Source organism: Sphingomonas jatrophae, from assembly GCF_900113315.1.
GTDB classification, from domain to species: domain Bacteria; phylum Pseudomonadota; class Alphaproteobacteria; order Sphingomonadales; family Sphingomonadaceae; genus Sphingomonas_P; species Sphingomonas_P jatrophae.
The window spans coordinates 22,646-45,945 of the sequence record NZ_FOZG01000002.1 but is presented as its reverse complement, the minus strand read 5'-3'; the positions used below and the strand labels follow the sequence as shown (position 1 = coordinate 45,945).

Annotated in this window: 26 protein-coding genes; 18 read left to right on the top strand and 8 right to left on the bottom strand. The window is 71.9% G+C overall.

Annotated elements, in window-relative coordinates; translation table 11 throughout:
* Window positions 1-12: 12 nt before the first annotated feature.
* Genes BM360_RS09440 through mutY form a run of 3 tightly spaced genes read right to left on the bottom strand, consistent with a single transcriptional unit; the run spans window position 13 to window position 2,421 of the window.
* Entirely contained in the window at window positions 13-498 is a 486-nt protein-coding gene (locus BM360_RS09440; RefSeq protein WP_093314057.1) for a hypothetical protein, read from the bottom strand.
* A gap of 10 nt (window positions 499-508) precedes the next feature.
* Window positions 509-1,384, bottom strand: coding sequence for an NAD(+) diphosphatase (gene nudC, locus BM360_RS09435; RefSeq protein ID WP_093314055.1), 876 nt, complete (start codon window positions 1,382-1,384; stop codon window positions 509-511).
* Window positions 1,381-2,421 carry an A/G-specific adenine glycosylase gene (gene mutY / locus BM360_RS09430; RefSeq protein ID WP_093315962.1) on the bottom strand — a complete coding sequence of 347 codons (1,041 nt, stop codon included), beginning with the start codon at window positions 2,419-2,421 and terminating at the stop codon, window positions 1,381-1,383. Before mutY ends, nudC begins: the two co-directional genes overlap by 4 nt.
* A 63-nt stretch (window positions 2,422-2,484) precedes the next feature.
* Here mutY and BM360_RS09425 point away from each other — a divergent pair, with 63 nt between their 5' ends.
* The 6 genes from BM360_RS09425 (at window position 2,485) to BM360_RS09400 (ending at window position 9,197) form a co-directional block, all read left to right on the top strand.
* A complete protein-coding gene (locus BM360_RS09425) occupies window positions 2,485-3,030 on the top strand; it encodes a DUF721 domain-containing protein (protein ID WP_093314053.1) in 546 nt (181 codons plus the stop codon).
* The gene (locus BM360_RS09420) at window positions 3,030-3,710 is read left to right on the top strand and encodes a DsbA family protein (RefSeq protein WP_093314051.1); all 681 of its coding nucleotides are present in this window, start codon (window positions 3,030-3,032) and stop codon (window positions 3,708-3,710) included. Before BM360_RS09425 ends, BM360_RS09420 begins: the two co-directional genes overlap by 1 nt.
* 28 nt (window positions 3,711-3,738) lie before the next feature.
* Window positions 3,739-4,482 carry a thioredoxin domain-containing protein gene (locus tag BM360_RS09415; protein ID WP_093314049.1) on the top strand — a complete coding sequence of 248 codons (744 nt, stop codon included), beginning with the start codon at window positions 3,739-3,741 and terminating at the stop codon, window positions 4,480-4,482.
* Between the two features lie 20 nt (window positions 4,483-4,502).
* Complete coding sequence (locus tag BM360_RS09410; RefSeq protein WP_093314047.1) at window positions 4,503-5,048, top strand: hypothetical protein; 546 nt, start codon at window positions 4,503-4,505, stop codon at window positions 5,046-5,048.
* A 93-nt stretch (window positions 5,049-5,141) separates the two neighbouring features.
* Window positions 5,142-8,537 (top strand): chromosome segregation SMC family protein, encoded by a 3,396-nt coding sequence (locus tag BM360_RS09405; protein WP_093314045.1) that lies wholly within the window; start codon window positions 5,142-5,144, stop codon window positions 8,535-8,537.
* A 111-nt stretch (window positions 8,538-8,648) separates the two neighbouring features.
* On the top strand, window positions 8,649-9,197 hold the full coding sequence (locus BM360_RS09400) for a 3'-5' exonuclease family protein (RefSeq protein ID WP_207544572.1): 549 nt from the start codon (window positions 8,649-8,651) through the stop codon (window positions 9,195-9,197).
* 3 nt (window positions 9,198-9,200) lie between these two features.
* Here BM360_RS09400 and BM360_RS09395 read toward each other — a convergent pair whose 3' ends face one another.
* The 3 genes from BM360_RS09395 to BM360_RS09385 are packed head-to-tail and all read right to left on the bottom strand — an operon-like array spanning window position 9,201 to window position 12,551.
* A complete protein-coding gene (locus BM360_RS09395; RefSeq protein WP_093314043.1) occupies window positions 9,201-9,968 on the bottom strand; it encodes an SDR family oxidoreductase in 768 nt (255 codons plus the stop codon).
* Between the two features lie 29 nt (window positions 9,969-9,997).
* Window positions 9,998-11,395 (bottom strand): UdgX family uracil-DNA binding protein, encoded by a 1,398-nt coding sequence (locus BM360_RS09390; protein WP_093314040.1) that lies wholly within the window; start codon window positions 11,393-11,395, stop codon window positions 9,998-10,000.
* 4 nt (window positions 11,396-11,399) lie between these two features.
* Window positions 11,400-12,551: a DUF3667 domain-containing protein gene (locus BM360_RS09385; protein ID WP_093314038.1), complete on the bottom strand. Its 1,152-nt coding sequence runs from the start codon at window positions 12,549-12,551 to the stop codon at window positions 11,400-11,402.
* 47 nt (window positions 12,552-12,598) lie between these two features.
* On the opposite strand from BM360_RS09385, the gene BM360_RS09380 reads away from it, so the two are divergent.
* The 12 genes from BM360_RS09380 (at window position 12,599) to BM360_RS09325 (ending at window position 20,630) form a co-directional block, all read left to right on the top strand.
* Window positions 12,599-13,867 carry a glutamate-5-semialdehyde dehydrogenase gene (locus BM360_RS09380; RefSeq protein ID WP_093314036.1) on the top strand — a complete coding sequence of 423 codons (1,269 nt, stop codon included), beginning with the start codon at window positions 12,599-12,601 and terminating at the stop codon, window positions 13,865-13,867.
* A gap of 32 nt (window positions 13,868-13,899) precedes the next feature.
* Complete coding sequence (locus BM360_RS09375; protein ID WP_093314034.1) at window positions 13,900-14,154, top strand: CopG family ribbon-helix-helix protein; 255 nt, start codon at window positions 13,900-13,902, stop codon at window positions 14,152-14,154.
* Window positions 14,151-14,429 carry a type II toxin-antitoxin system RelE/ParE family toxin gene (locus tag BM360_RS09370; protein ID WP_093314032.1) on the top strand — a complete coding sequence of 93 codons (279 nt, stop codon included), beginning with the start codon at window positions 14,151-14,153 and terminating at the stop codon, window positions 14,427-14,429. Before BM360_RS09375 ends, BM360_RS09370 begins: the two co-directional genes overlap by 4 nt.
* On the top strand, window positions 14,426-15,058 hold the full coding sequence (locus BM360_RS09365) for a nicotinate-nucleotide adenylyltransferase (protein WP_093314030.1): 633 nt from the start codon (window positions 14,426-14,428) through the stop codon (window positions 15,056-15,058). The genes BM360_RS09370 and BM360_RS09365 overlap by 4 nt, the downstream gene beginning before the upstream one ends.
* 10 nt (window positions 15,059-15,068) lie before the next feature.
* Window positions 15,069-15,473 carry a ribosome silencing factor gene (gene rsfS / locus BM360_RS09360; protein ID WP_093314029.1) on the top strand — a complete coding sequence of 135 codons (405 nt, stop codon included), beginning with the start codon at window positions 15,069-15,071 and terminating at the stop codon, window positions 15,471-15,473.
* Window positions 15,474-15,491: 18 nt separating this feature from the next.
* The gene (locus BM360_RS09355; protein WP_093314027.1) at window positions 15,492-15,914 is read left to right on the top strand and encodes a 23S rRNA (pseudouridine(1915)-N(3))-methyltransferase RlmH; all 423 of its coding nucleotides are present in this window, start codon (window positions 15,492-15,494) and stop codon (window positions 15,912-15,914) included.
* A complete protein-coding gene (locus tag BM360_RS20020; RefSeq protein WP_207544571.1) occupies window positions 15,914-17,074 on the top strand; it encodes a murein hydrolase activator EnvC family protein in 1,161 nt (386 codons plus the stop codon). Before BM360_RS09355 ends, BM360_RS20020 begins: the two co-directional genes overlap by 1 nt.
* Before the next feature lie 103 nt (window positions 17,075-17,177).
* The gene (locus BM360_RS09345) at window positions 17,178-18,539 is read left to right on the top strand and encodes a S41 family peptidase (RefSeq protein ID WP_093314025.1); all 1,362 of its coding nucleotides are present in this window, start codon (window positions 17,178-17,180) and stop codon (window positions 18,537-18,539) included.
* Window positions 18,540-18,701: 162 nt separating this feature from the next.
* Window positions 18,702-19,169 (top strand): disulfide bond formation protein B, encoded by a 468-nt coding sequence (locus tag BM360_RS09340; protein WP_093314024.1) that lies wholly within the window; start codon window positions 18,702-18,704, stop codon window positions 19,167-19,169.
* Window positions 19,148-19,681, top strand: coding sequence for a demethoxyubiquinone hydroxylase family protein (locus BM360_RS09335; protein WP_242653425.1), 534 nt, complete (start codon window positions 19,148-19,150; stop codon window positions 19,679-19,681). The genes BM360_RS09340 and BM360_RS09335 overlap by 22 nt, the downstream gene beginning before the upstream one ends.
* Before the next feature lie 59 nt (window positions 19,682-19,740).
* Window positions 19,741-20,154 carry a hypothetical protein gene (locus BM360_RS09330; RefSeq protein ID WP_093314022.1) on the top strand — a complete coding sequence of 138 codons (414 nt, stop codon included), beginning with the start codon at window positions 19,741-19,743 and terminating at the stop codon, window positions 20,152-20,154.
* A gap of 83 nt (window positions 20,155-20,237) precedes the next feature.
* Entirely contained in the window at window positions 20,238-20,630 is a 393-nt protein-coding gene (locus BM360_RS09325; RefSeq protein WP_093314020.1) for a hypothetical protein, read from the top strand.
* Here the strand turns inward: BM360_RS09325 and BM360_RS09320 are convergent.
* Complete coding sequence (locus tag BM360_RS09320) at window positions 20,627-21,460, bottom strand: hypothetical protein (protein ID WP_131819227.1); 834 nt, start codon at window positions 21,458-21,460, stop codon at window positions 20,627-20,629. The genes BM360_RS09325 and BM360_RS09320 overlap by 4 nt on opposite strands.
* A gap of 49 nt (window positions 21,461-21,509) precedes the next feature.
* Window positions 21,510-23,261: a DUF885 domain-containing protein gene (locus tag BM360_RS09315; protein WP_093314017.1), complete on the bottom strand. Its 1,752-nt coding sequence runs from the start codon at window positions 23,259-23,261 to the stop codon at window positions 21,510-21,512.
* Window positions 23,262-23,300 lie beyond the last annotated feature (39 nt).

Genomic DNA, 23,300 nt, shown 5'->3' with positions numbered 1-23,300 from the left:
GGTTCGATCCGATCAGGGCGGGGGTGGCAGCCACTCCGGATCGAGGGTGAGCGGGTAATCGGCGTAGAAGACGGGCAACGCATCCGCGCCGCCAAGCTCGGCCCGGCCGAGCACGTCGGTCAACCAGCCCGCATAGGCCCAGTCACAGCCATCGCCCTTCTCGACGAGGGCAGGGAAGCGCTGGATGAAGCGCACCGCCAGTTCGCGGGCGGACCGGCCCGGCGCATCGTCCCACCCGAAATAGCGATCGCCCGCACCGGACGAGTAGCTGGCCACCTCGCCCTCCAGCCCCGGCGTGCGGAGCGACCAGCCATTCTCCGCGATGTTCCCCGCGTGGGTGATGGAGCAGCGCCAGTACATGCCGCTCGGCGCCAGCCCGGGTGAGACGCGGAGGCGCTGATAGCCCGCCTTGTGCAGCTCGTGCACCATCGCCAGCAGCCGGGTGCTGCTGCGCACGTGCGGCGTGGTCGATGGCTTGAGCGAGATCAGGCGGGCCATGCGGACTGCCTCAGGCGCCCGCCAGCCACCGCTCGAACAAGGTATGCGCGATGGCGTAGGGCGGCGGCGCGAGGAAGGGGGCACCCTCGCTCTCCGCCAGCGCGCCGGCGATGCCGGCGCGATCGACCCACAGGGCCGATTCGATCTCGTTCGCGTCGAGCGTCAGCCGTGCATCGTCCACCGTTGCGATGCAGGCGATCATCAGCTGCGACGGGAAGGGCCAGGGCTGGCTGGCGACGAAGCGCACGTCGCCCGCGCGCACGCCGGCTTCCTCGAACAGCTCGCGAGCGACCGCTTCCTCGATCGATTCGCCGACCTCGACGAAGCCGGCCAGCGCCGAATAGCGGTTCGGCGGCCAGCTCGCCTGACGGCCGACCAGCACGCGGGCATCGTCGCCGGTGCCATGTTCGGCCAGCATGATGACGACCGGGTCGGTGCGCGGATAATGTTCGGCGCCGCAATCGGGGCAGCTGCGCGCCCAGCCGGCCCGGATCGCCGCGGTCACGGCCGAGCAGTTGGCGCAGAAGCCATGGCGGGCATGCCAATCGATAAGACTGCGCGCGGCGGCATAGGTGGCGGCCTCGGCCGGCGGCATCAGCGCCAGCGCCGCCTCCAGCCCGCGTGTGCGGCGCGTCGCGGGCGGCACGGCCCCGAGTGCGGCGAAGCGCGGCGCACCGTCCAGCATGCCCAGGAAGGCGAGCGGCGTCGGATCGGCGGGGAGCGGCGCCCAGCCGAGCGTCCCATCCGCTTCCAGCAGCGGATCGAGCCCGTCCAGCCTGAGCAGGCGCGCGGCAGGATCGGCGAGGAGGGCGGCAAAGCGCTCGGGATCGCCGCGCCATGCGTCCGCGCGGTCGAGTCGCGATCCCGTGAAGCCGGCAGGCGTCATGTATCCTCCCTGAAACGCGCTGCGGCGCGGGCGAACAAGGTCGGCAGGCCCGCCTCGTCGATGCGATCCGCCTGCCACCAGATCGCGTCGGGCGCCAGCCCGTCCGATGGAGCCGCCGCGGTGGCGAGCGCGAGCGTCAGGCGGAAATGCGTGAAGACATGCTGGACCGTGCCGTCCAGCAGCCGCCAGCGCGCGGCGGCGGGGGCGCCGTCCAGCCCGGGCGCCGCATCGCTCCACGGGCCGGTCGGCAGCGCGAGCAGGCCGCCGAGCAAGCCCTTGGCGGGGCGGCGGACCAGCAGCACCTTGTCTCCGCGGGTCAACCAGAAGGCGGTGCCGAGACGTTGCGGCTTGGCCGCACGCGGCGGCTTCACCGGATACGCCTCCGGCCGGCCGGAGGCGAAGCCGGCGCAACCCTCGCGCAAGGGGCAGAGCGCGCAGGCCGGGGCGCGGGGCGTGCAGATGGTGGCGCCCAAGTCCATCATGCCCTGCGCGAAATCGCCCGCGCGCAGATCCGGCGTGATTGTATCCGTGAGGCGACGGATCGTCGGCCTGGCGCCCGGCAGCGGCTGTTCGAGCGCGAACAGGCGGGCGACGACACGCTCGACATTGCCGTCGACCACCACCGCGCGCCGGCCGAACGCGATCGAGGCGATGGCCGCCGCCGTGTAGTCGCCGACGCCCGGCAGCGCGCGCAGGCCCGCCTCGGTGTCGGGGAAGCCGCCTGCGGCCGCGACAGCCTGGGCGCAGGCGTGGAGATTGCGCGCGCGGGCATAATAGCCGAGCCCCGCCCATTCGTGCAGCACATCGTCGAGCGGGGCTGCCGCCAGGGCCGCGACCGAGGGCCAGCGTGCCAGCAAGCGGGCGAACCGCGGCGCGACCGCCGCCACCGTCGTCTGCTGCAGCATCACCTCGGACAGCCAGACGCGATAGGGATCGGCGGGCGGGGTGCCGGGCGGGCTGCGCCACGGCAGGCGGCGCGCGTGGCGATCATACCAGGCGAGCAGGCGCTGGGGCACGGTGGCGGTTGCCGCGCGCATGGCGGCTTCGGCGCTGCCGGCGCCATCGACGAGCATGGGTCGGCTATGGCATGAGCGCGAACGATGAGCAAAGCCCGCGCCCCCAAGGTCGAGCCGCAAGCCGTGCGCAGCAACCGTGCGCGCGCCGTCGGTGACATGCTGCCGAGCGTCGGCGGCACCTGTTTCCGCCGGTTCGGCTTCGTCCAGCACACGGTCGTCAGCCGCTGGCCCGAGATTGTCGGCGATCGATTCGCCCGCGTCTCCACCCCCGAATCGATCCGCTTTCCGGCCGGCAAGAAGGCGGAGGGCACGCTGTGCGTCGCGGTGGAAGGCGCGCACGCGCCGATGTTCCAGCATGTCGCGCCGGCGATTGTCGAGCGGGTGAATCGCTTCTTCGGCTATTCCGCGGTCGCCAAGGTGGCGATCCGCCAGGGCGCCGCGGCACCGCGGCCGGCACCGCCGTCGCTGCGGCCGGTGCAGCTGGCGCTGTCGGACGAGGTCGGCGGATCGGTGCGCGACGTGGCGGATCCGGAGCTGCGCGCCTGTCTGGCCGCGCTCGGGGCCGCGGTGGAGGCGTCCGCCGCCCCCGCCCGCGCGGCGGCGATCCCCGTGCTCGGTCGGGTGCGCTGATGCGGGCCGTTCTTCTCTCGCTCGCGCTGCTTGGTCTGGCCGCGCCGGCCGTGGCGGCACCGCGCAAGCCCGCCGCGCCTGCCGCGCGGGACTGGACGCGCATGCTCGTCCAGCTGCCCGACGGCGCCTATCGCCTCGGCAACCCGGCCGCGAAGGTGAAGCTGACCGAGTATCTCTCGCTCAGTTGCTCCCACTGCGCGCATTTCAGCCAGACGGGCCTGCCCGTGCTGATGCGCGATTATGTCCGCCCGGGCCGCGTCTCTATCGAGTTCCGCCATGCGGTGCGCGACGGCTTCGATCTGGCGGCCAGCCTGCTCGCGCGGTGCGGCGGGCCGGCGCGCTATATCGGCGACATGGACGCGCTGTTCCGCGCGCAGCCGCAGTGGATCGCCAAGGCGGAAGGCTTCACCCCGCCGTCGCTGCCGCAGGCGGAACTGCTCGCGGCCTTTGCCGACGCGACGGGCATGACCGCGCTGATGGCGCAGCGGGGCCTGCCGCCCGCCAAGGCGCGTGCGTGCCTGCGCGATCCGGCGGGGCAGAAGCCGCTCCTGGCCATGGCGGAAGACGCCTTCGGCGCGCGGCAGCTGAAGGGCACGCCCGGCTTTGCGATCAACGGCCAGATGACGCCCGTCTTCGCGTGGGAGCCGCTGAAGCCGCTGATCGACGCGGCGCTGCGCTGAACAACCTTTTTCGTGCTGGAGTGATTCGATGCGTTCTGCCGCCCTGTTGACCCTGTTGGCCACCGCCGCGCTCGTCTCCGCCTGTGGCGACAAAGGCGGCGAAAGCGGCACCGGCGCCACCGCGCCGACCGCGGCTGCGGTCAAGGCCCCAGCGGGCAAGGACTGGACCGAGGTGGTCAATGTCTCGCCCACCGGCGGCTTCGTCATGGGCAATCCGGATGCGCCGGTGAAGCTGGTCGAATATGCCTCCTTCACCTGCCCGCACTGCGCCGAGTTCGAGGAGAAGGGCGTACCGACGCTGCGCGACACCTACATCAAGTCCGGCCGCGTCAGCTGGGAATTCCGCAGCTTCCTGCTGAACGGCATCGACGCGCCGGTCTCGATCCTCGCACGCTGCCAAGGGCCGGAGCCGTTCTTCAAGATCGCCGAGCAGCTTTATGCGACGCAGAATGACTGGGTCGGCAATTTCCAGAAGCTGACCGAGGCCGATCAGGCACGGCTCCAGTCGCTGCCGCCGCAGCAGCAGATGGTGGAGCTGGTGAAGCTTGGCAAGCTCGACGCCTTTTTCCGCCAGCGCGGTCTGCCCGAGGCGAAGATCAACCAGTGCCTCGCCGACAAGGGCCAGCTGGATACGCTGCAGAAGATCATGAGCGCCGGCCAGGCGGACAATATCACGGGCACGCCCAGCTTCGTCATGAACGGCGCGCTGCTCGACAACGTCTTCAGCTGGGAAGCGCTGGAGCCGAAGCTGAAGGCGGCCGTCGGCGACTGACCGCGCACGGGAGGGGCAGGATGAGGACGATGATGGTGCTGGCCCTGCTGGTGGCCGGGGCTGGGGCGACGGCGCAGGTTCCGACAAGCGGTGCGGCAGCCGATGCGCTGGCGCCGTTCGACGGCGAATGGCGCGGCCCCGCCACGCTGACCATGCCCGGCGGCACCACGCGCACGCTGATCCAGACGGAGCGGGTCGGCCCCGCCCTCGGCGGCGACGTGCGGCTGATCGAGGGGCACAGCTATAATCCGGACGGCAGCGAGGGCGGGTTCAACGCGCTCGCCGTCATCTCCGCCGGGGCGGACGGCGCCTATGAGTTCCGCTCCTATGCCAAGGGGCGCGCGGGCACCTTCCCGCTGAAGGTCACGCCCGGCGGGTTCGAATGGGCGATGCCGGCAGGGCCGGACGCGGTCGTCCGCTATACCGCCGCGGTGACGGGCGGCCGCTGGCACGAGGAAGGCTGGTATGAGCGCGGAGGCAAGCGCCTTGCCCGCGTGTTCGACATGACGCTGAACCGGGTGGGCGACAGCGCGTGGCCGGCAGGGCGGGCCGTCGCGCCGAAATAGGCACGCACCCCGGCCTGTCGAGGCAGGCAGCGCCGTCCAGCCACCTGGAGGCCCATCGCGCTCAAGGCCATTCCGCTCTAGTCTCATCCTGCCATGCGCATCCGCCGCCTTCGCCTTGCCGGCTTCAAGTCGTTCGTCGAGCCGGCCGAGCTGCGCATCGAGAGCGGCCTGACCGGCGTGGTCGGCCCGAACGGCTGCGGCAAATCCAACCTGCTCGAGGCGATCCGCTGGGCGATGGGGGAGGGCAGCCCCAAGTCGCTGCGCGGCGGCGGCATGGAGGACGTGATCTTCGCCGGCACCTCCGCGCGCCCGCCGCGGGATTTCGCCGAGGTGACGATCGTCGTCGATGGCGAGGACGGCGAGACCGAGGTCGTCCGCCGGATCGAGCGGGGGGCCGGCTCCGCCTACCGGATCAACGGCCGCGACGTGCGCGCGCGGGACGTGGCCTTGCTGTTCGCCGACGCCGCGACGGGCGCGCATTCGCCGGCGCTCGTCAGCCAGAACCGGATCGGGGCGATCATTACCGCCCGCCCGGCCGAGCGCCGCGCGATGCTGGAGGAAGCGGCGGGGATTGCCGGCCTGCACGTCCGCCGCAAGGAGGCGGAGATGCGGCTGCGCGCGGCGGAGGCCAATCTCGCGCGAGTGGACGAGCTGCTGGCGGAGAGCGGCACGCGCGCGGCGGCGCTGCGGCGGCAGGCGCGCGTGGCGGCGCGCTACGAGGATCTGAGCGCGCGCATCCGCGTGGCCGAGGCGCAGCTGATCTGGGCGCGCTGGCGCGATGCCGCCGCCGCCGCCACCGCTGCGCAACAGGAGGCGGAAGGGGCCGGCGCAGCGGTGACGGCCGCGGAGTCGGCTGCGGCGGACGCTCTCTCGGCACAGGCGGCGGCACGCACCGCGCTCGCTCCGGCACGTGCCGCCGCGGAGGCGGCGCGCGAGGCGGCGCGCACGGCCGAGGGGATGCTGGCCGGGCTGAAGCAGGAGGCCGAACGCGTCGAGCGGCGGCTGGCCGCGCTGGAGCGGGCACGCGAATCGCTTGCCGGCGACCGGGCGCGCGAGGATCAGCTGGCGCTGGATGCGGCGCAGGCGCTCGAACGTCTGGCGGCGGAGGACAAGGCGCTCGGCCTGACGCTGGCGGAGACGGAGGCAGCGCGGGCGCCTGCCGCCGCTGCGGTCGGAGCGGCGGAGGCGGTGGCGCGCGATGCGGAGCTGGCGCTGGCGCAGGCGCTCGGGCGGCTGGCGGCGGAGCAGGCGGAATTGCGCGTTGCCGACGCCGCACTCGCCACCGCGCGGCAGCGGCGCGCGCGGGCGGAGGCGGAGATTGCGCGACTGGAGGCCGAGGCGGCAGGCCTCGGCGATCCCGCGCCGCTGGAGGCACGGCGCGAGGCGGCAACGCTGCGCGGCGAGACGGCGGCGCAGGGGGCCCGCAATGCCGCGGCCGCGCTCGACCGCGAAGAGGCGGCCCGCGATGCCGCCGCGGCCGCCCGCGCCACCGCCGAGGAGCAGGCGGCGCGCGCGCGGGCGGACCTGTCTGCACTGGACGGCGAGCGGTCGGCACTGGCGCGGGCGGAGCCGGCCAAGGCGACAACGCGGCTGCTCGATCGGATCACCTGCGCCCCCGGCTGGGAACGTGCGCTCGCCGCAGCGCTCGGCGACGAGCTGGAGGCGGAGGTGGGGCCCACCCGCGGCTGGACGGGCGCCGCGCCGCAGGCGGGCGACCCTGCGCTGCCCGCCGGCGCGATCCCGCTCGCTGACATGGTAGAGGCGCCGGCCGAACTCGCGCGGCGGCTGGCGCAGGTCGGGCTGGTCGAGGTGGATGACGGTGCCGCGCTGGCGCCCGGCCAGCGGATCGTCACGCGCGACGGTCGGCTGCGGCGGTGGGACGGCTATCGCAGCGAAGGTGAGGGCGCCGGGGCTGCGGCCCGGCTGGTCCGGCGGAACCGGCTGGCCGAGCTGGATCGCCTGCTGCCACCCGCGCGCGAGGCTGCGGCACAGGCGCGCGCGGCCGTCGATGTGGCGGCAGCGACGCTCACCCAGGCGGGACGCGCGATCGAGGCGGCACGGCGTGCCCGACAGGAGGCGGAGGCGGACGGCCGCGCAGCGATGCGCGAGGCGGAGGCGGCGGCAACCGCGCTCGCCCGGCTGGAGCTTCAGCGCAGCGCCGTCGAGGATCGTCGCGTGCGGCTGGCGGGGGACGTGGCCGAGGCGCGCATGGCCGAGGTGCAGTCGGCGGAGGCACGCGCAGCCCTGCCCGACGGCAGCGAGGCGCAGGCCGCCGTGGCCCGGCTGCGCGGCGAAGGTGCGGCGGCAGCGGCGGCGCTGGCGGCGGCGCGCGCGGAGGCGGCGGCGATCGGCACCCGCATCGCCACGACGCGCGAACGGCAGGAGGCGGCCCGTGCGGAGGCGCGCGGCTGGCGGGCGCGGGCGGGCGATGCGGCGAAGCGCGTGGCCGAGATGGGGCGGCGCCAGGCGGAGGCGGAGGCGGAGACGGCGTCGCTGGCCGATCGGCCGGCCGCGCTGGCGGCTGCGGCGGCGGAGGCTGCGGGCAAACTGACCGAGCGGCGCGAGCAGGCGGCCGCGCAGACCGCCCAGGAGCGCGCCGCCGAGGCCGCCGCCACCGCCGCCGACGCGCAGGCGCAGGCGGCGCAGGAACGCCTCGCCGCCGCGCGTGAGGTGCGCGCGGGCGCCGCGGCGCGGGCGGAGGCGCAGGGCCTCAGGCGCGTGGAGCTGGGCCGTGTCTCGGGCGAGCGGTTCGGCTGCCCTGCGGTGCTGCTGCCCGAGCGGCTCGGCTTCGATCCCGAGCAGGTCGGCGCGGCGGAGGCGCAGTCGGGCGGGCTCGACCGGTTGACGAACGAGCGCGAACGGCTCGGCCCCGTCAATCTCGTCGCCGCGGCCGAACTGGCGGAGCTGGAGAGCGCGCAGGCCGCCTCCGCCGCGGAGCGGGAGGAGATTGGCGAGGCGGTGAACCGGCTGCGCGGCTCGATTGGATCGCTCAACCGCGAGGGGCGGGCGCGGCTGCGTGCCGCGTTCGAGGCGGTGGACGGCCATTTCCGCCGCCTGTTCGCCACCTTGTTCGGCGGCGGCGAGGCGCATCTCGCGCTGATCGATTCGGACGATCCGCTGGAGGCCGGGCTGGAGATCATGGCGCAGCCGCCGGGCAAGCGCCTGTCCGCCTTGACCCTGCTGTCGGGCGGCGAGCAGGCGCTGACCGCGGTGGCGCTGATCTTCGGCCTGTTCCTGACCAATCCCGCCCCCTTGTGCGTGCTGGACGAGGTGGATGCGCCGCTGGACGACGCCAATATCGAGCGCTTCTGCGACCTGCTCGACCGGATGGCGGCGGAGACGGACACGCGCTACCTGATCGTCACGCACAATCCGGTGACAATGGCGCGGATGCATCGCCTGTTCGGCGTGACGATGGTGGAGCGCGGGGTCAGCCGGCTCGCCTCGGTCGATCTGCGGGCGGCGGAGGATCTGCTCGCGGCGGAGTGAAGCTTGCTGTCACCACCGCGTCATCCATAGCCGCCAGCATGGTGGAACGAGGCGGCGGATGTCGCATTGTCCACCGCTTGTTCAGGGTGACCGAGAGACCATCGCCGCGCCATGCTGACCACCATCGACTTCGAGGCGTCGTGCCTGCCCGTGCACGGCCGCTCCTACCCGATCGAAGTCGGCATCTGCGACGAACGGGGTGCGCGCGCGTGGCTGATCCGGCCGGCGCCCGACTGGGCCGGGTGGGACTGGACGGCCGAGGCGGAGGCGCTGCACGGCATCACGCGCGAGCGGCTGGCGGCGGAGGGGCTGCCTGTGGCGCGCGTGCTGGGTGAACTGGCGGCGGCCGTGCACGGGCGGCGGCTGGTGGCGGATTCCTATCTCGACGCGCGCTGGCTCGACACGCTCGCCGCGGCGGCGGGCGAGCCTGCGCCGGCGCGAATCGAGCATGTCGAGGCGATCCTGTCGCGCGGCGGCCATGGCGACGCGGCCTTGATCGAGGCGTGCCGGATCGCCGACATGGCCGTGCCCCGCCGCCATGCCGCAGCGGCGGACGCAACCTGGCTGTTCACCCTGCTGGAGTCGCTCGGCGCGACGACGGAGGCGCCCCTGTTCGCCTGGGCCCCGGCCGCGATGCCCGCCGCGTCCGCCCTGTCCTGAGCTTCAGCTCCCCGCGCGCGCCTTGCGGGCGAAGTCGTTCAGCTGCGTCAGCGTCTCGTCGAAACGGCCCTCGGCCTCGGCATTGCGGAAAGGGCGCACGCGCTCGACGAGGATCTCCGGCGGCGTCGGCACCTGGGCGAACAGCGTCATCACCTCGTCGGCAAATTCGTCGAGCGGCTGATAGGCGGTGCGATTCGCCTGTCCCGGGGTGAGATCGGTCTGCACGCCGGGCGGGGCCAGCTCGATCACCTCGACGCGGCCCTTCAGCGCCTCGCGCAGCGATGCGGTGTAGCTGTGGATCGCGGCCTTGGTCGCGCTGTAGGCAGCGGCATCGATCAGCGGCACGAAGGCGAGGCCCGACGTCACGTTGACGATCGCCGCATCGGGCTGGCCGGAGAGATGATCGACCAGCGCGTTGATCAGGCGGATCGGCCCCAGCAGGTTGGTGACGATCGTCGCTTCCGTCGCGGCCAGATCGCGGCGCGTGTCGGCGGGCTCCAGCCGCATGATGCCGGCATTGTTGAACAGCACGTTAAAGCCCGGCTCCTGCGTCAGCAGGCGCTGCGCGAAGGCTTCGACCGCGGCGGCATCGTCGATGTCGAGCTGCATCGCCGCCATGTTGTCGCGCCCGGCGCACGTCTCCTCCAGCGCCTCCAGCCGCCGCCCGGCGACGATCACGCGATTGCCGAGATCGTGAAAACGCTGCGCCAGCGCGGCGCCGATGCCCGATCCGCCGCCGGTGATGAGGATCGTGTTACCCGTCTGCTTCATGGTGTCTCCTGCCTTTCGTCGGCGATCGCTCAACCCGTGAGCGCGGCCAGACGCTGCTTCACCGCGGTCAGATCCTCGACGAAGCGGCCATATTCGTCGTCCGCCTGCGCCTTGTCCTGGATGCGCAGCAGGAAGCTCGGGTGCACCGTCACCCAGCATTCGCCACCGTCCGCCAGCGTCTGCGCGCGCCCGCGCGTGGCGGAGATGGTGACGACCTTGCCGAGCAGCGAACGCGCGGCGGTGGCGCCGAGCGCGACGGTGAGGGGCGGGCGGATCAGCACGCGCTCCTGCTCGATCCACCAGCGGCATGCGTCGATCTCGGGCCCGCCGGGCTTGGCGTGGATGCGCCGCTTACCGCGGGGCTCGAACTTGAAATGCTTCACCGCATTGGTGACGTAGGTGGTGCCGCGATCGATGCCCGCCGCCGCCAGCGCGCGGTCGAACAGCTGGCCCGCGGGGCCGATGAAGGGGCGGCCCGCCAGATCCTCCTGATCGCCCGGCTGCTCGCCGACGAACATCAGCGATGCATCGACCGGGCCTTCGCCGAACACGGTCTGCGTCGCGGGCTTGTAGAGAGGACAGCGGGTGCAGCCGGCCGCCTCCTCGCGCAGCGCCTCCCACGCGATGCGGGCATTGCCGCCGATTTCCGCGTGCGATGCCTCGACCATGCCGCTCTCCCGTGCCTGTGCGCCTGCGATCAGGCCGGCCACCAACGCGGTCTCGGGCATGTTTTTCCAGTATTTCTTCGGCATCTCCTTCGTCATCGCGCCCACCTTCAGGCGGGCGGGATTGAAGATGGAGGCGTAATAGGTCTTCCACGTCTCCTCCAGCGGATCGCCGGCGGGGGCGTCCGCCCTGGTGGCGGCGGGGCCGAAGGACAGAGCCTCGCCGTCCCAGTGCACCGACAGGTCCGGGGTCAGGATCGACCACGCCATGCCGGCGAAGCGGCGCGCGAAGAAATCGGCATTGGCGCGAACGATATGATGCTCGGGCTCGAACCACGCGACATAGCGCGGCGCGGCGCCGGCTTCGTCCAGCTCGCGGAAGCGGACAAAGGCGCGCATCTTGTGCATGTCGCGCCGCACCGCCTTGGCCATCTCCTCCAGCCGGCGGACGAGCGGATCGGCATGGTCGTCGATCAGCCGCGGCTCGGTGAGCAGGCGGACGAGCAGGGTATAAAGCAGGGCGAACCGCTCGGGATCGCGGTGCAGGATGGCGGTGCGGGCGAGATCGACGAAGGCGCGCGGCACGTTGAAGCGGGCGCCCGGCTGCGCATCGGGTTCCGCCTCGTCACCGAACAGGTCGGCCGGCGTCTCGCCCACCTGCCAGACGATGTCGGCCGGGGCGATGCGGGCGAGCGCCAGCGACCGCGCCGCATCGCGCCAGCCGTCGAAATCGTCCTCCGTGGCCAACGTCGCGACGCGCAACCGCTCAGCCCGCCGCGCCGAGGTAGAGGAGCAGCAGCGAGAACAGGGTCGCCGCGATGGTGACGAAGACGAGCAGCAGCATCATCCGCACCGCGGCGCCGATCCGGCCGAGCGCATAGCCGTAGCGCAGCTGCTTATACATGTGGATCGGCGGGATGATGGCGAGCGCCGCCCATGACAGCGGCACCGCGATGCCCGAGCCATAGCTGGCGAACGGGCTGACCACCACCGTCAGCAGCGACATGAACGCCAGCGAGTAGGTCGCGAAGATGGCGTGATCGTAAAGGCCGAAGCGCCGCTTCCAGAAGAACATCAGCCAGATGAAGGGCAGGGTGATCGGGATCAGCGCCCAGCTATATTTATAGCCCGCGCTCTTCATCTTGTAGAGGAACAGCTTGGGGTTCTCGCGGACGTGCTCGATCCTCTCCTGGAACCAGCTGTTGACGTCCGCGGGTGCGGGTCGTCCGCCCATCTGCACCTTGGTCGTCAGCCTGGGGCTGGCCTCGCCGCGGCCGGGCAGGACAGCCTCCGCGCTCTCGATGCCCTTCAGGTCGGTGCGCGCCTTGGCCAGCCGGCGATCCACCGCATCGGTTGGCGCGCCGGTGGAGGCGAGCGCGGCGCGCGTCTGCTCGAGCCGCGCGATCAGCCGGCGCTGGTTGGCGGCACCTGTCGCCATCTGCTCGCGCGCCTGACCGAAGCCGGTGGAGAGGCCCTCGGCCATGCCCTCCGCCCCCTTGATCGCGGGCAGGCTGGCAACCACCGCGAACAGCAGGAAGACGGAGAAGAGGAACAGCGCCATCGGCCCGACGAACTTGGTCCGCTCACCATCGATGTAGCGGCGGGTGAGCTGGCCGGGGTGGAAGGCGAGCATCGGCAGCGTCCGCCAGATCTTGCCCTCGAAATGGAAGACGCCGTGCAGCAGCTCATGCGCGAAGCCGCCCATCGTGCTGTGCAGATGCCCTGCCTGCCCGCAGACGTGGCAATGCGGACCGATCAGCTGCGTGCCGCAATCCAGGCAGGCGCCGTGCGCGTGATGATCAGACTCATGCGCAGTCGCCTTGGCCCGGGTCGGACGCCACCATGGCTTCCTCTCCACCGCGCCTGCGACGAGCCCGCCCGTCACCGCATCGCCCGCCGCCTCGAGATCCATGCCCATGCACGCCACGCTATCAGCGCCTTGCCGTTTGCGGTAGCGGGAAGCGCATGGCCGACCGTGACCCCATCGATCCCGCCGCGCTGATCGCCACCATGGGCAAGCGCGCCCGTGCCGCCGCCAGCATCCTCGCCACCGCACCAACCGAGGCGAAGGCGGCCGCGCTGACCGCCGCCGCCGCGGCGCTGCGCGCGCAGGCGGATGCGGTGCTTGCCGCCAATGCCGAGGATGTGGCGCGCGCGGAAGCGGGCGGCCTGTCGGGCGCGATGCTCGACCGCCTGCGGCTGACGCCTGCGCGGCTGGACGGCGTCGCGGCGGCGCTGGAGACGGTGGCCGGTCTGCCCGATCCGGTGGGGCAGGTGATCGACCGCTCGGTGCGGCCGAACGGCCTCGCCTTGTCGCGCGTGCGCGTGCCGGTCGGCGTGATCGCGATCATCTACGAAAGCCGCCCGAACGTGACGGCGGATGCGGGCGCGCTGGCGCTGATGGCGGGCAATGCCGCGATCCTGCGCGGCGGCAGCGAGGCGGGGGCCTCCAACCGCGCGATCCACGCCTGCCTGGCTGCCGGGCTGGCGGCGGCCGGCCTGCCCGAGGATGCGGTGCAGCTGGTGCCGATCGCGGACCGTGCCGCGGTTGGCGCGCTGCTCACCGCGGCGGACACGATTGACATGGTGGTGCCGCGCGGCGGCAAGAGCCTCGTCGCGCGCGTGCAGGCCGAGGCGCGCGTGCCGGTGCTGGCGCATCTCGACGGGATCAACCACAGCTTCGTCCATGCCGCCGCCGATCCGGCGAAGGCCGAGGCGCTGGTGGTCAATGCCAAGATGCGCCGCACGGGCGTCTGCGGCGCGACGGAGACCGTGCTGATCGACCGGGCTTATCCCGCACCCGCGCCGCTGGTGGCGGCGCTGCTCGACGCTGGCTGCGCGCTGCACGGCGCGGACGAGGTGCGTTCGCTCGACAGGCGGGTCGCGCCGCTCGGGGATGAGGATTACGACACCGAATGGCTCGATGCGGTGGCAAGCGTCGCCTTCGTCGATGGGCTGGACGGCGCGCTGGCGCATATCGAAGCCCACGCCTCGCACCACACCGACGCCATCATCACCGAGGATGCGGCCGCGGCCGAACGCTTCCTCGCAGAGGTCGACAGCGCCATCGTCATGTGGAACGCCTCCACCCAGTTCGCCGATGGCGGCGAGTTCGGCCTGGGCGCCGAAATCGGCATCGCCACCGGCCGCCTGCACGCGCGCGGGCCCGTCGCGCTGGAAGGACTGACCACCTACAAGTGGCAGGTGCGCGGCGACGGCCAGCTGCGGCCTTGATGCGTGGCAGGGCAGGGCATAGCTTGGCGGGCATGACGAAGATGGTTTCCATCGCTGCCCAGGTTGATGACGGCGTCGCCGGCAGGTTGGACCGTCTCGCTGCGCGCAGCGGCCGCGCTGCCGGCGAGATTGCGGGCGACATCCTGCGGCAATATGTCGAGGAACAGGAAGCGTTCTGGCGTGACCTGGACGAGGCGGACGCCGCCGTCGCGCGCGGCGATTACGTGACGCATGAGGAGATGATCGCGGAGTTGCGGGCGATCGTCGCGGGCCGGCCAGCCGATTGAGCGACATTCTCTGGGCTGCGCCGGCGCGCAGGGCTCTGCGGGAAATCGTGACCTATTATAGCCGCGTCGATCCGGGTTTGGCTGAACGGATCATTGCGGACATCTTCCAGGCGCCGTCCGGGCTGCTCGACTTTCCTGAAATGGGATCACCGACTCCTGCGCCGTCTGTCCGCCGGTGGCGTATTCCCAAGCTGCCGTTCCGCCTCACCTATCGCGTCACCCGTGATGGCATCACCATTCTCCAGGTGCACCACACCGCGCAGGACCGCGCATGACCCGCCGTGTCGGCCTGCTCGGCGGATCGTTCAACCCGGCGCATGGCGGGCATCGCGGGATCAGCCGGTTCGCGCTCGAGGCGCTCGATCTCGACGAGGTGTGGTGGCTGGTGTCGCCGGGCAACCCGCTGAAGCCCAGGGCCGGCATGGCGCCGCTGGCGGCACGCTATGCCTCGGCGGTCAGGGCGGCGCGGGGATTGCCGATCCGGCCGACCACGATCGAGGCGCGGCTGGGCACGCGCTATACGGTGGAAACGCTGACGCAGCTCGTCCGCCGCTATCCCCACGTCCAGTTCATCTGGCTGATGGGGGCGGACAATCTCGCCCAGTTCCACCGCTGGCGGGACTGGCGCGGCATCGCGCGGCGGCTGGCGGTTGCGGTGATTGCGCGTCCGGGTTATGATGCCGCCGCTCGTCGTGCGCCCGCGATGGGCTGGCTGCGGCGCTATGTCCGGCCCGCCGCCCGTGCGGATCAATGGGCGAGATGGAGTCTTCCGGCGCTCGTGCTGCTGCACTTCCAGCCCGACCCCCGATCCGCCACGTCCTTCCGCGCGCGCCATCCAGACTGGCACGAACAAGCAACCCCCAAGGCCCTGCGCGATCGGGTGACGCGCCGGACCATCATCTAGGAGAGTCCTTCTGCCCGTTTCCCCTTCCGCCGCTCCCGACGCCTCCCAGGCGGCCGAGCCGGATTCCGTCGAGGCGCTGCACCGGCTGGTGCTCTCCTCGCTCGACGACGATCAGGCGATGGAGGTTGTCTCGATCCCGCTCGCCGGCAAGTCGACCATTGCCGATCACATGGTGATCGCCTCCGGCCGCTCCACCCGGCAGGTCGCCTCCATGGCGACCAAGCTGGTCGAGCGGATCAAGCAGGAGTGCCGCCGCACCGCGCGGATCGAGGGCCTGCCCGCGGCCGACTGGGTGCTGATCGATGCGGGCGACGTGATCGTCCACCTGTTCCGGCCCGAGGTGCGCTCCTTCTACAATCTGGAGCGGATGTGGGCGTTCGGCGAGGCGCCGACCCCGACATCGACGGCGCACTGATCCCCTGACGCTGCCCGCGTGCTGCTCCACATCGTTGCGCGCGGGCGCCTGCGGGGCGGGCCCGAGGCGGAGCTGGTCGATCGCTATCTGAAGCGCATCGCCTGGCCGACGCGGCTGACCGAGCTGCCCGACACCGGCGGGCGGATGCCGCCGCTAGACCGCGATGCGCGCATCGTCGCGCTGGATGAGGCGGGCGAGCAGCTCGGCTCCGCCGCCTTTGCCGAGCGGCTGGGCCGCTGGCGCGATGCGGGCGCACGCGAAACGCGCTTCCTGATCGGCGCCGCCGACGGGCATGATGCCGAGACGCGGGCGGGTGCGGACATGCTGCTGGCGTTCGGCCGCGCGACCTGGCCGCACATGCTGGCGCGGGCGATGCTGGCCGAGCAGTTGTTCCGCGCCACCGCCATCCTCGCCGGCCATCCCTATCACCGCGAAGGCTGATGCGCCGCGCCGCCGCCCTGTTGCTGCTGGTCGCGGCGCCCGCGCTCGGCCAGACCATCGCGGAGCAGGCGCGCGCGTTGATCGCGGCCAAGCGCGCGGCGGCAGCGGCGCAGCAGCGCTCGGCCGAGCTTGAGCGGGAGGCCCGTGCGGCCAAGGGCAAGGCCGCACGGCTCGCCGCGCAGGTCCGGGCCGTCGGCGCGCGGATTCGTTCGGCCGAGGCGGAGATCGATGCGGCGCGTGCACGCGTCGCCATCGTCGAGGCACGGCGGGCGGCGCAGCGGGCGCGGCTGGCGCAAGGGCGTGCGCCGCTCGCCAGGCTTGCCGCGGCGTTGCAGACGCTGGCGCGGCGGCCGCCCGGCTTTGCGCTGGTGCAGCCGGGCTCGGTCGACGACGTGATCCACGTCCGCGCTTTGCTGTCCGCCAGCCTGCCGGTGGTGGAGGCGCGCACTGCGGCACTGCGGGCGGAGGTGGCGGAGGCGGACCGCCTCGCCATGCAGGCGGCCGCCGCCGCGGCGACCTTGGGTGCAGGGCAGGCGCGCCTGGGCGAAGAACGCGCCGCGCTCGCCAGGCTGGAGGCCGGCGCGCGGGCGCGGGCGGTGCAGTTGGCCGATGGTGCGTTGTTCCAGATCGATCGTGCCACCGCGCTCGGCGAAAAGGCGCGCGACATCGTCGATCTGATGGAGGAACTGGGCGTGCAGGCGGAGGTGCGCGCGCGCCTGCGCTCGTTGCCCGGCCCCGCGCTGCGGCCGCCTCTGCCGGGTCTGGTGGCGCTCGCACCCGCGCCGGCCGGCCCGCCCGGGGGCTATCGCCTGCCGGTCGCGGGCCGGGTGGTGACGGGCTTGGGCGAGACGGCGCGCTCCGGCGTGCGCGCCAAGGGCATCACCATCGCCACCGCACCCTCCGCCCGCATCGTCGCGCCCGCCGCCGGGCGCGTCGCCTTTGCCGGGCCGTTCCGCGGCTACGGCGCCATCGTCATCCTCGATCATGGCGGCGGCTGGACCACGCTTGTCGCCGGACTCGCCTCCGCCAGCGTGCGGGCGGGCGGCCGGATCGCCGCGGGTGCCCCGCTCGGCCGCGCGCCGGCGGAGGAGCCGCGGATCACGCTGGAGCTTCGCCGCCATGATCGCCCGGTGGACGCGCTGGCGCTGGCAGCGGGGTGAGTTGCCCGCCGTTCAGCCGCCGCTCAGGCGCGATATGCTTGCCCTGCCACGGCAAACTCCGATAGCCTCGCCCGATACCCCTCTCCCGAAAGCCGTTCGTCCCATGGCCAAGCCGCTCAAGCCGTACTTCCGGTCGCTCATCAAGCCGGCGATGCTCGTCACCGCGGTCGCCCTCGTGCCCGCCGCCACCGCCTCGTTCGGCGCGATCGAGGATACGACGCGCGAGCTCGATCAGTTCATGAACGTGTTCATGAAGGTGCGGGCCGATTACGTCGACAAGGTGGACGACAAGACGCTGATCAAGGGCGCGATCGAGGGCATGCTCTCCAGCCTCGATCCGCACAGCTCGTATCTCGACGCCAAGGATTTCACCAACCTGCGCACGCAGACGGACGGCGAATATGGCGGCCTGGGCCTCACCGTCGGCATGGAGGATGGCGCGGTGAAGGTGGTGACGCCGACCGAGGATACGCCCGCATTCAGGGCAGGGATCAAGGCGGGCGACTATATCACCCATCTCGACGGGCAGCTCATCTACGGCGGTACGCTGGACGAGGCGGTCGAGAAGATGCGCGGCCGCCCCGGCACGAAGCTGCGCATGACCATCGTCCGCCCCGGCCGCGACAAGCCGTTCGATGTCGAGCTGACGCGCGAGATCATCACGCTGAAGCCGGTCAAGTGGGAGATCAAGGACAAGGTCGGCATCATCAACATCAACACGTTCAACAAGCAGACGGGCGAGGCGGTGCGCTCGGCGCTGACCGCGATCGACAAGGCGAATGGCGGCCAGCCGCTCGGCTATGTCGTCGATCTGCGCTCCAACCCCGGCGGCCTGCTGGATCAGGCGATCGAGGTGGGCGATGCCTTCCTCGATCATGGCGAGATCGTCTCGCAGCGCGGGCGCGAGAAGGGCGACATCGAGCGTTATTATGCCAAGCCCGGCGACATGGCGCACGGCCTGCCGATGGTGGTGCTGGTCGATGCCGGCTCCGCCTCGGCCGCCGAGATCGTCGCCGGTGCGCTTCAGGATCATCGCCGCGCGATCGTGATGGGCGAGCGGAGCTTCGGCAAGGGATCGGTGCAGACGCTGCTGCCGCTCAGCGAGGAGACGGCGCTGCGGCTGACCACGGCGCGCTACTACACGCCGTCGGGCCGCTCGGTGCAGGAGGGCGGGATCGATCCGGACATCATCGTGCCGCAGCTGTCCGATGCCGACTACAAGTCGCGTCCGCGCCTGCGCGAGGCGGACCTCCGCCGCCACTTGATCAACGAGGCGAAGGTCGACGACAAGGTGCTGGAGGATGACGCCAAGCCCGATCCCCGCTTCGCCGGCACGCCGGAGACGCTGAAGAAGGCGGGCGTGGAGGATTTCCAGCTCAACTATGCGATCAGGACGATCGCCCGCCTCGGCCAGCCCGCGGCGCAGGCGGCGCTGGCGAAGGTGAGCCGCGGCGGCGCGCGTTGACCCCTCATCTCGTCATGCCGGACTTGGTCCGGCATCCACCGGTCGGTTGCGCCCGGTGGTTGCGGGTGCGCGAAGCGAGCGACGCGCTCGCCCTCAGAGGCTGAGGCGGGCAGAGGGGTGGATGCTGAAACAAGTTCAGCATGACGAGGATCTCACGGCCGCATGAACCCCTCTCTCCGCACCGCCCGCGCGCTGGCGCTGATCCTCCCTGCCGCCCTGCTGGTCGGCGCGTGGGGATCGCAGCTGATCGGCGGGCTATATCCGTGCGAGATGTGCCACTGGCAGCGCTGGCCCCATTATGCCGCGGTGGTGCTGGCGCTGGCCGCCTTCGCCCGCCCGCGTGCCGCCCGGCCGCTGGTGCTGCTCGCCGCCGTCGCCATCCTCGTCTCGGGCGCGATCGGCGTCTTCCATGCGGGTGTCGAATATCGCTGGTGGGAGGGGATCACCCGCTGCGCCCGGCCGGCCGCCGCCGGGGGCGACCTGCTGCGCGAGATTCTGGCGACGCCGCTCGTCCGCTGCGATACCGCGCAGTGGACTTTGTTCGGCATCAGCCTTGCCGGCTTCAACGCCCTCTTCTCGTTGGGCGGCGGGATCGCCATAGTGGTGGCATGGATCCGAAGCTTCCGCTGAGCCCCGCCGCCCGCGCGCGGATGCTGCGCGTCGATCAGGCGGGCGAATATGGCGCGACGCGCATCTATGCGGGCCAGCTGGCCATCATGGGCGATCGCACGCCGGCCGCGCGTGCCATCGCCCGCATGGCCGCGCAGGAGGAGCGCCACCGCCGCCATTTTGACGCGCTGCTGGCCGAGCGGCGCGTGCGGCCGACCCTGTTGCAGCCCTTGTGGAACGTCGCGGGCGTGGCGCTGGGCGCTGCCACCGCGCTGATGGGGCCGGAGGCGGCGATGGCCTGCACCGCGGCAGTGGAGACGGAGATCGACCGGCATTACGCCGCGCAGCGCGAGGAGCTGGGCGACGAGGATCCTGATTTCGGCGCCACCATCGCCGAGTTCCAGGCCGAGGAGCTGGAGCATCGCGACACCGCCATCGCCGCAGGGGCGGAGCGGGCGCCCGCCTACGCGCTGCTGTCCGGCATCATCCGGCTCGGCTGCCGCGCGGCAATCGCCGTGTCGCAGCGGATTTGACGCCGGCGGCGGATAGGATCGGGGTTCCCAAGCGTTTGCGCGGTCGAGGAGAGATTGAGATGACGTTCGTTCGTGCCTTCGCCATGCTGGGCCTCGTCGCCGCGCTGCCCGTGCTGCCTGCCGCCCCGGCGCTGGCGCAGAACCAGCGCATCGTCGAGGTCTATGGCAACGATCCCTGCCCCAGCTCGGCCGGCGAGGAGATCGTCGTCTGCCGCCGCCTGCCGGCGCGCGAGCAGTTCCGCATTCCCGAGCAGCTCCGCCGCGCCGAGGTGACTCCACGCGAGCGGAACAGCGGCGTTGCCCTGGCGGAGACGGCGCGTGCCGCCTCCAGCGCAACGCTGCCGAACAATTGCTCGCCCGTCGGCGGCATGGGGATGACCGGCTGCCACAAGCGCGACATGGATGCCGCCCGCGCCGAACGCCGCGCGCAGGGCGAGGCCGCGACCGTGATCGAATCCGCCATCGACGACTGAGAAGGCACGGGCGCACGGTCCGTTCAGGTGGGCGCAAGCGGGACGCGCGCCTGATCGGGCCGCCGCCGCGCGAAAGGTCCACCATGCTGCTGCCCGTCCTGCTCCTTCTCGCCGCTGCCGAGCCGGAGGTGCCCGTCGATCCGCCGCAGCGCATCTCCACCCTCGTCGTTTTCGGCGACGATCCCTGCCCGACCGGCAGCAATGGCGAGATCGTCGTCTGTGCGCGCCGGCCCGAGGGCGAGCGCTATCGCCTGCCCAAGCGGTTCCGCGAGAGCAAGCCGGCGGCGGGGGCGCTGAGCTGGTCCGGCACCGCCGCCTCGCTGGATCAGGTCGGGCGCACGGCCGCCGGCACGCCCGACAGCTGCTCGCCGGTCGGCTCGGGCGGGCAGACGGGCTGTCAGCGCGCCTTCCTCCGCCAGGCGCGCGAGGAGCGGCGGATGGCCGAGGAGGAAGCGGGCCGCGTGCCCGGACGCTAGGCCGCCTTGCGGCCGAAGCTGCGCACCCGCGCGGCGGCGCGCGCCTCGGGCGGTGGCGCGGCGGCGTCGGTCTGCAATTCCACCAGTCGCTGGGCAACGCGAGCCTCGAAATTGCCATGACCGGCCGCCACCGTGTCGGGATCGTCGCGGCCGGGGGCGAACAGCGGTGCAATCACCTTCGCCGCGCCGCGCACGTGCCGGCGGATGCCGAGCACGACCAGCCCGGCGATGACCATGAAGGCGAGGAACAGCGCGCCAATCGCGCTGCTGCCGCTCTTGCGGGTCTGGCCCGCGGTCGGATCGCCGGGAATGTTGCTCGACGCGTTGGAGCCGTCCCAGCTTGCTGCCGCGCGCGCCGCATCCCGCCGCGCCTCGCGCGCCTCGGCCGACAGCGGCGCGCGTGAGCGGGCGCCGGGCAGCTGCGTCACGCCGGCGGGGGCGAAGCGATCATGGCCGGCGATCGGATCGTAGCCGAGTTCCGAGACGAGCAGGCTGCGCATCCGCGAGTCGAGCGCGACATAGCTGTCGCCATGATAGAGGACGTAGGTGCCGCCCCCGCGATCCTCACTCTCGACGCGGCCGCTGCTCAGCGTCTGCGAATATTTGAAGCCGACGTCGAGATATTCGCCGTCCTTCTGGAAGGCGGGCGTATCCGGCAGATCCTTGACCCGGTCGATCACCTCGCGCGTGCCGCTGGCGCCACTCGAGCCGTGGCCGCCGACGAAGATCGGTATGCGGAAGCGGCGCGCATCCGCCGGTGCGGTCAGCGCGAACGCGACGGTGACGATCAGCGCCACGCGGCGCAGCAGAGTGCGAATTCCAGCCGACATGACGTGCCCCTCGCCTGTGGTCGGGGCGACGCCATAGCGACGCGATGTTTCAGTCGCTTGAAGCGTCTTGCTTAACGCGCGCGATCCACGCGTCCACCTGCGCCGCCACCCGGCCGAGCGGCACGGAGCCCTGACCCAGCACCGCCTGGTGGAAGCCCGGCAGGTCGAACCGATCGCCCAGCGCCGCTTCCGCCTTCTGGCGCAGGCGCACGATCTCCAGCTCACCCAGCTTGTAGCCGAGCGCCTGGCCCGGCCAGCTGATGTAGCGGTTCACCTCCGCCTCGATGTTGGCGTCCGACAAGGCGGTGTGTTCGCGCATGTAGGCGATGGCTTGCGCCTTGCTCCATCCCTTGTGGTGGATGCCCGTATCCACCACCAGCCGGCAGGCGCGCCACATTTCGTAGGAGAGGCGCCCCATCGCCTTGGCGGGCGTATCATACAGGCCCATCTCCTCGCCCAGCCGCTCCGAATAGAGCGCCCAGCCCTCGACGAAGGCGTTGAAGCCGTCGCCGAAGCGGCGGAACGGCTTGAGATCCAGCTCCTGTTGTAGCGCAATCTGAAGGTGATGGCCGGGCACCGCCTCATGCGCGGTCAGCGCCGGCAGTTCGTAGAGCGGCCGCTGATCGAGGCGCGAGGTGTTGACCCAATAGGTGCCGGCCTTGCCCGCCTGCGGGTTGCCGGGGCCGTAATAGGCGGTCGTGGTGCCCTCCGCCGTCTCCGCCGGGATCGGCTTGATGCCATAGGGCAGGCGGGGGAGGGTCGAGAACCAGCGCGGCAGCATGCCGTCAATCGTCTTGGCCTGCAGCGCCGCGGCGGCGAGCAGGTCGCGCTGCGTGGCGACAATCTGGCTGCGATCGCTGCGCAGCGCCGCCTTGAACGCCGCCGCTTGCGGATAGCCGGCGCGCTTCGCCGCCACCGCCATCGCCGCATCGATCCGGGCGACTTCACCCAGGCCGATGGCGTGGATCCGCTCGGCGTCCAGCGTGGTCGTGGTCTGGCGGCGGATGGCAAAGGCATAAGCGGCGCGGCCATCGGGGGTCGCTTCCGCGGCCAGCGTCTTGCGACAGTGCGGCAGATAATCGTCGCGATAATAAGCGGCGAGGCGACGATTGGCCGCGGTGACGGGTCCCGCAATCAGGCTTTTCGCACGCGCCTGCATGGCTTCCCATGGGCCGGCCGGGATGGTGGCCGGCCGCGCTGCTGCAAACGGCGCATAATAGCGGGAGGTCTCGGGCGTCGGCGTGATCAGCCCGGTGATCGTGTTCTCCATGTTGCCGAAGGCGGCGCAGGGCTGGGCATAGCCCGCCGCGACACCGGCCCTGGTTGTGGCGATCCCTTGCGCGACATAGTCCGGATAAGCGGCCAGCCGCTTCAGCCAGCTTTGATGGTCGGCCGCGGTGCGGAAGGGCAGCTGCCCGGCATATTCGGTGAAATCCTGGTGGAAGGACGCATAGCTCGTCCACAGGATCATCCGCTCGCCATAGCGGTTGGCCTCGACCTGCTCGTCGAGGAGGTGAAGCAGGATCGCCTTGTCCGCCTGTTCGGCCGGCGACAGCCCGGCATCGGGCACCGCCCGCAGATCACGCGCGAGGCCTGAAGCGGTGGCAGCGGCGCGGTCCATGCCGGCCAGCGACAGATCGGGCAGGCGATCGTCCCACCGCCGCTCACCCAGCGATGTGGCGAGGATCGGATGCTGTTCGAGATACCAGGCCCAGTGTCGCTCGATCAGCGAAGCGAGGTCGGTGGAGGGCGTCGCGGCGGCAGGCGCGGCGAGCAAAGCCAGGGGTAGGATCAGGCGCATCGGCTCTTCTCGCCGCTCGTGTGACGGCTTGCAATCGCA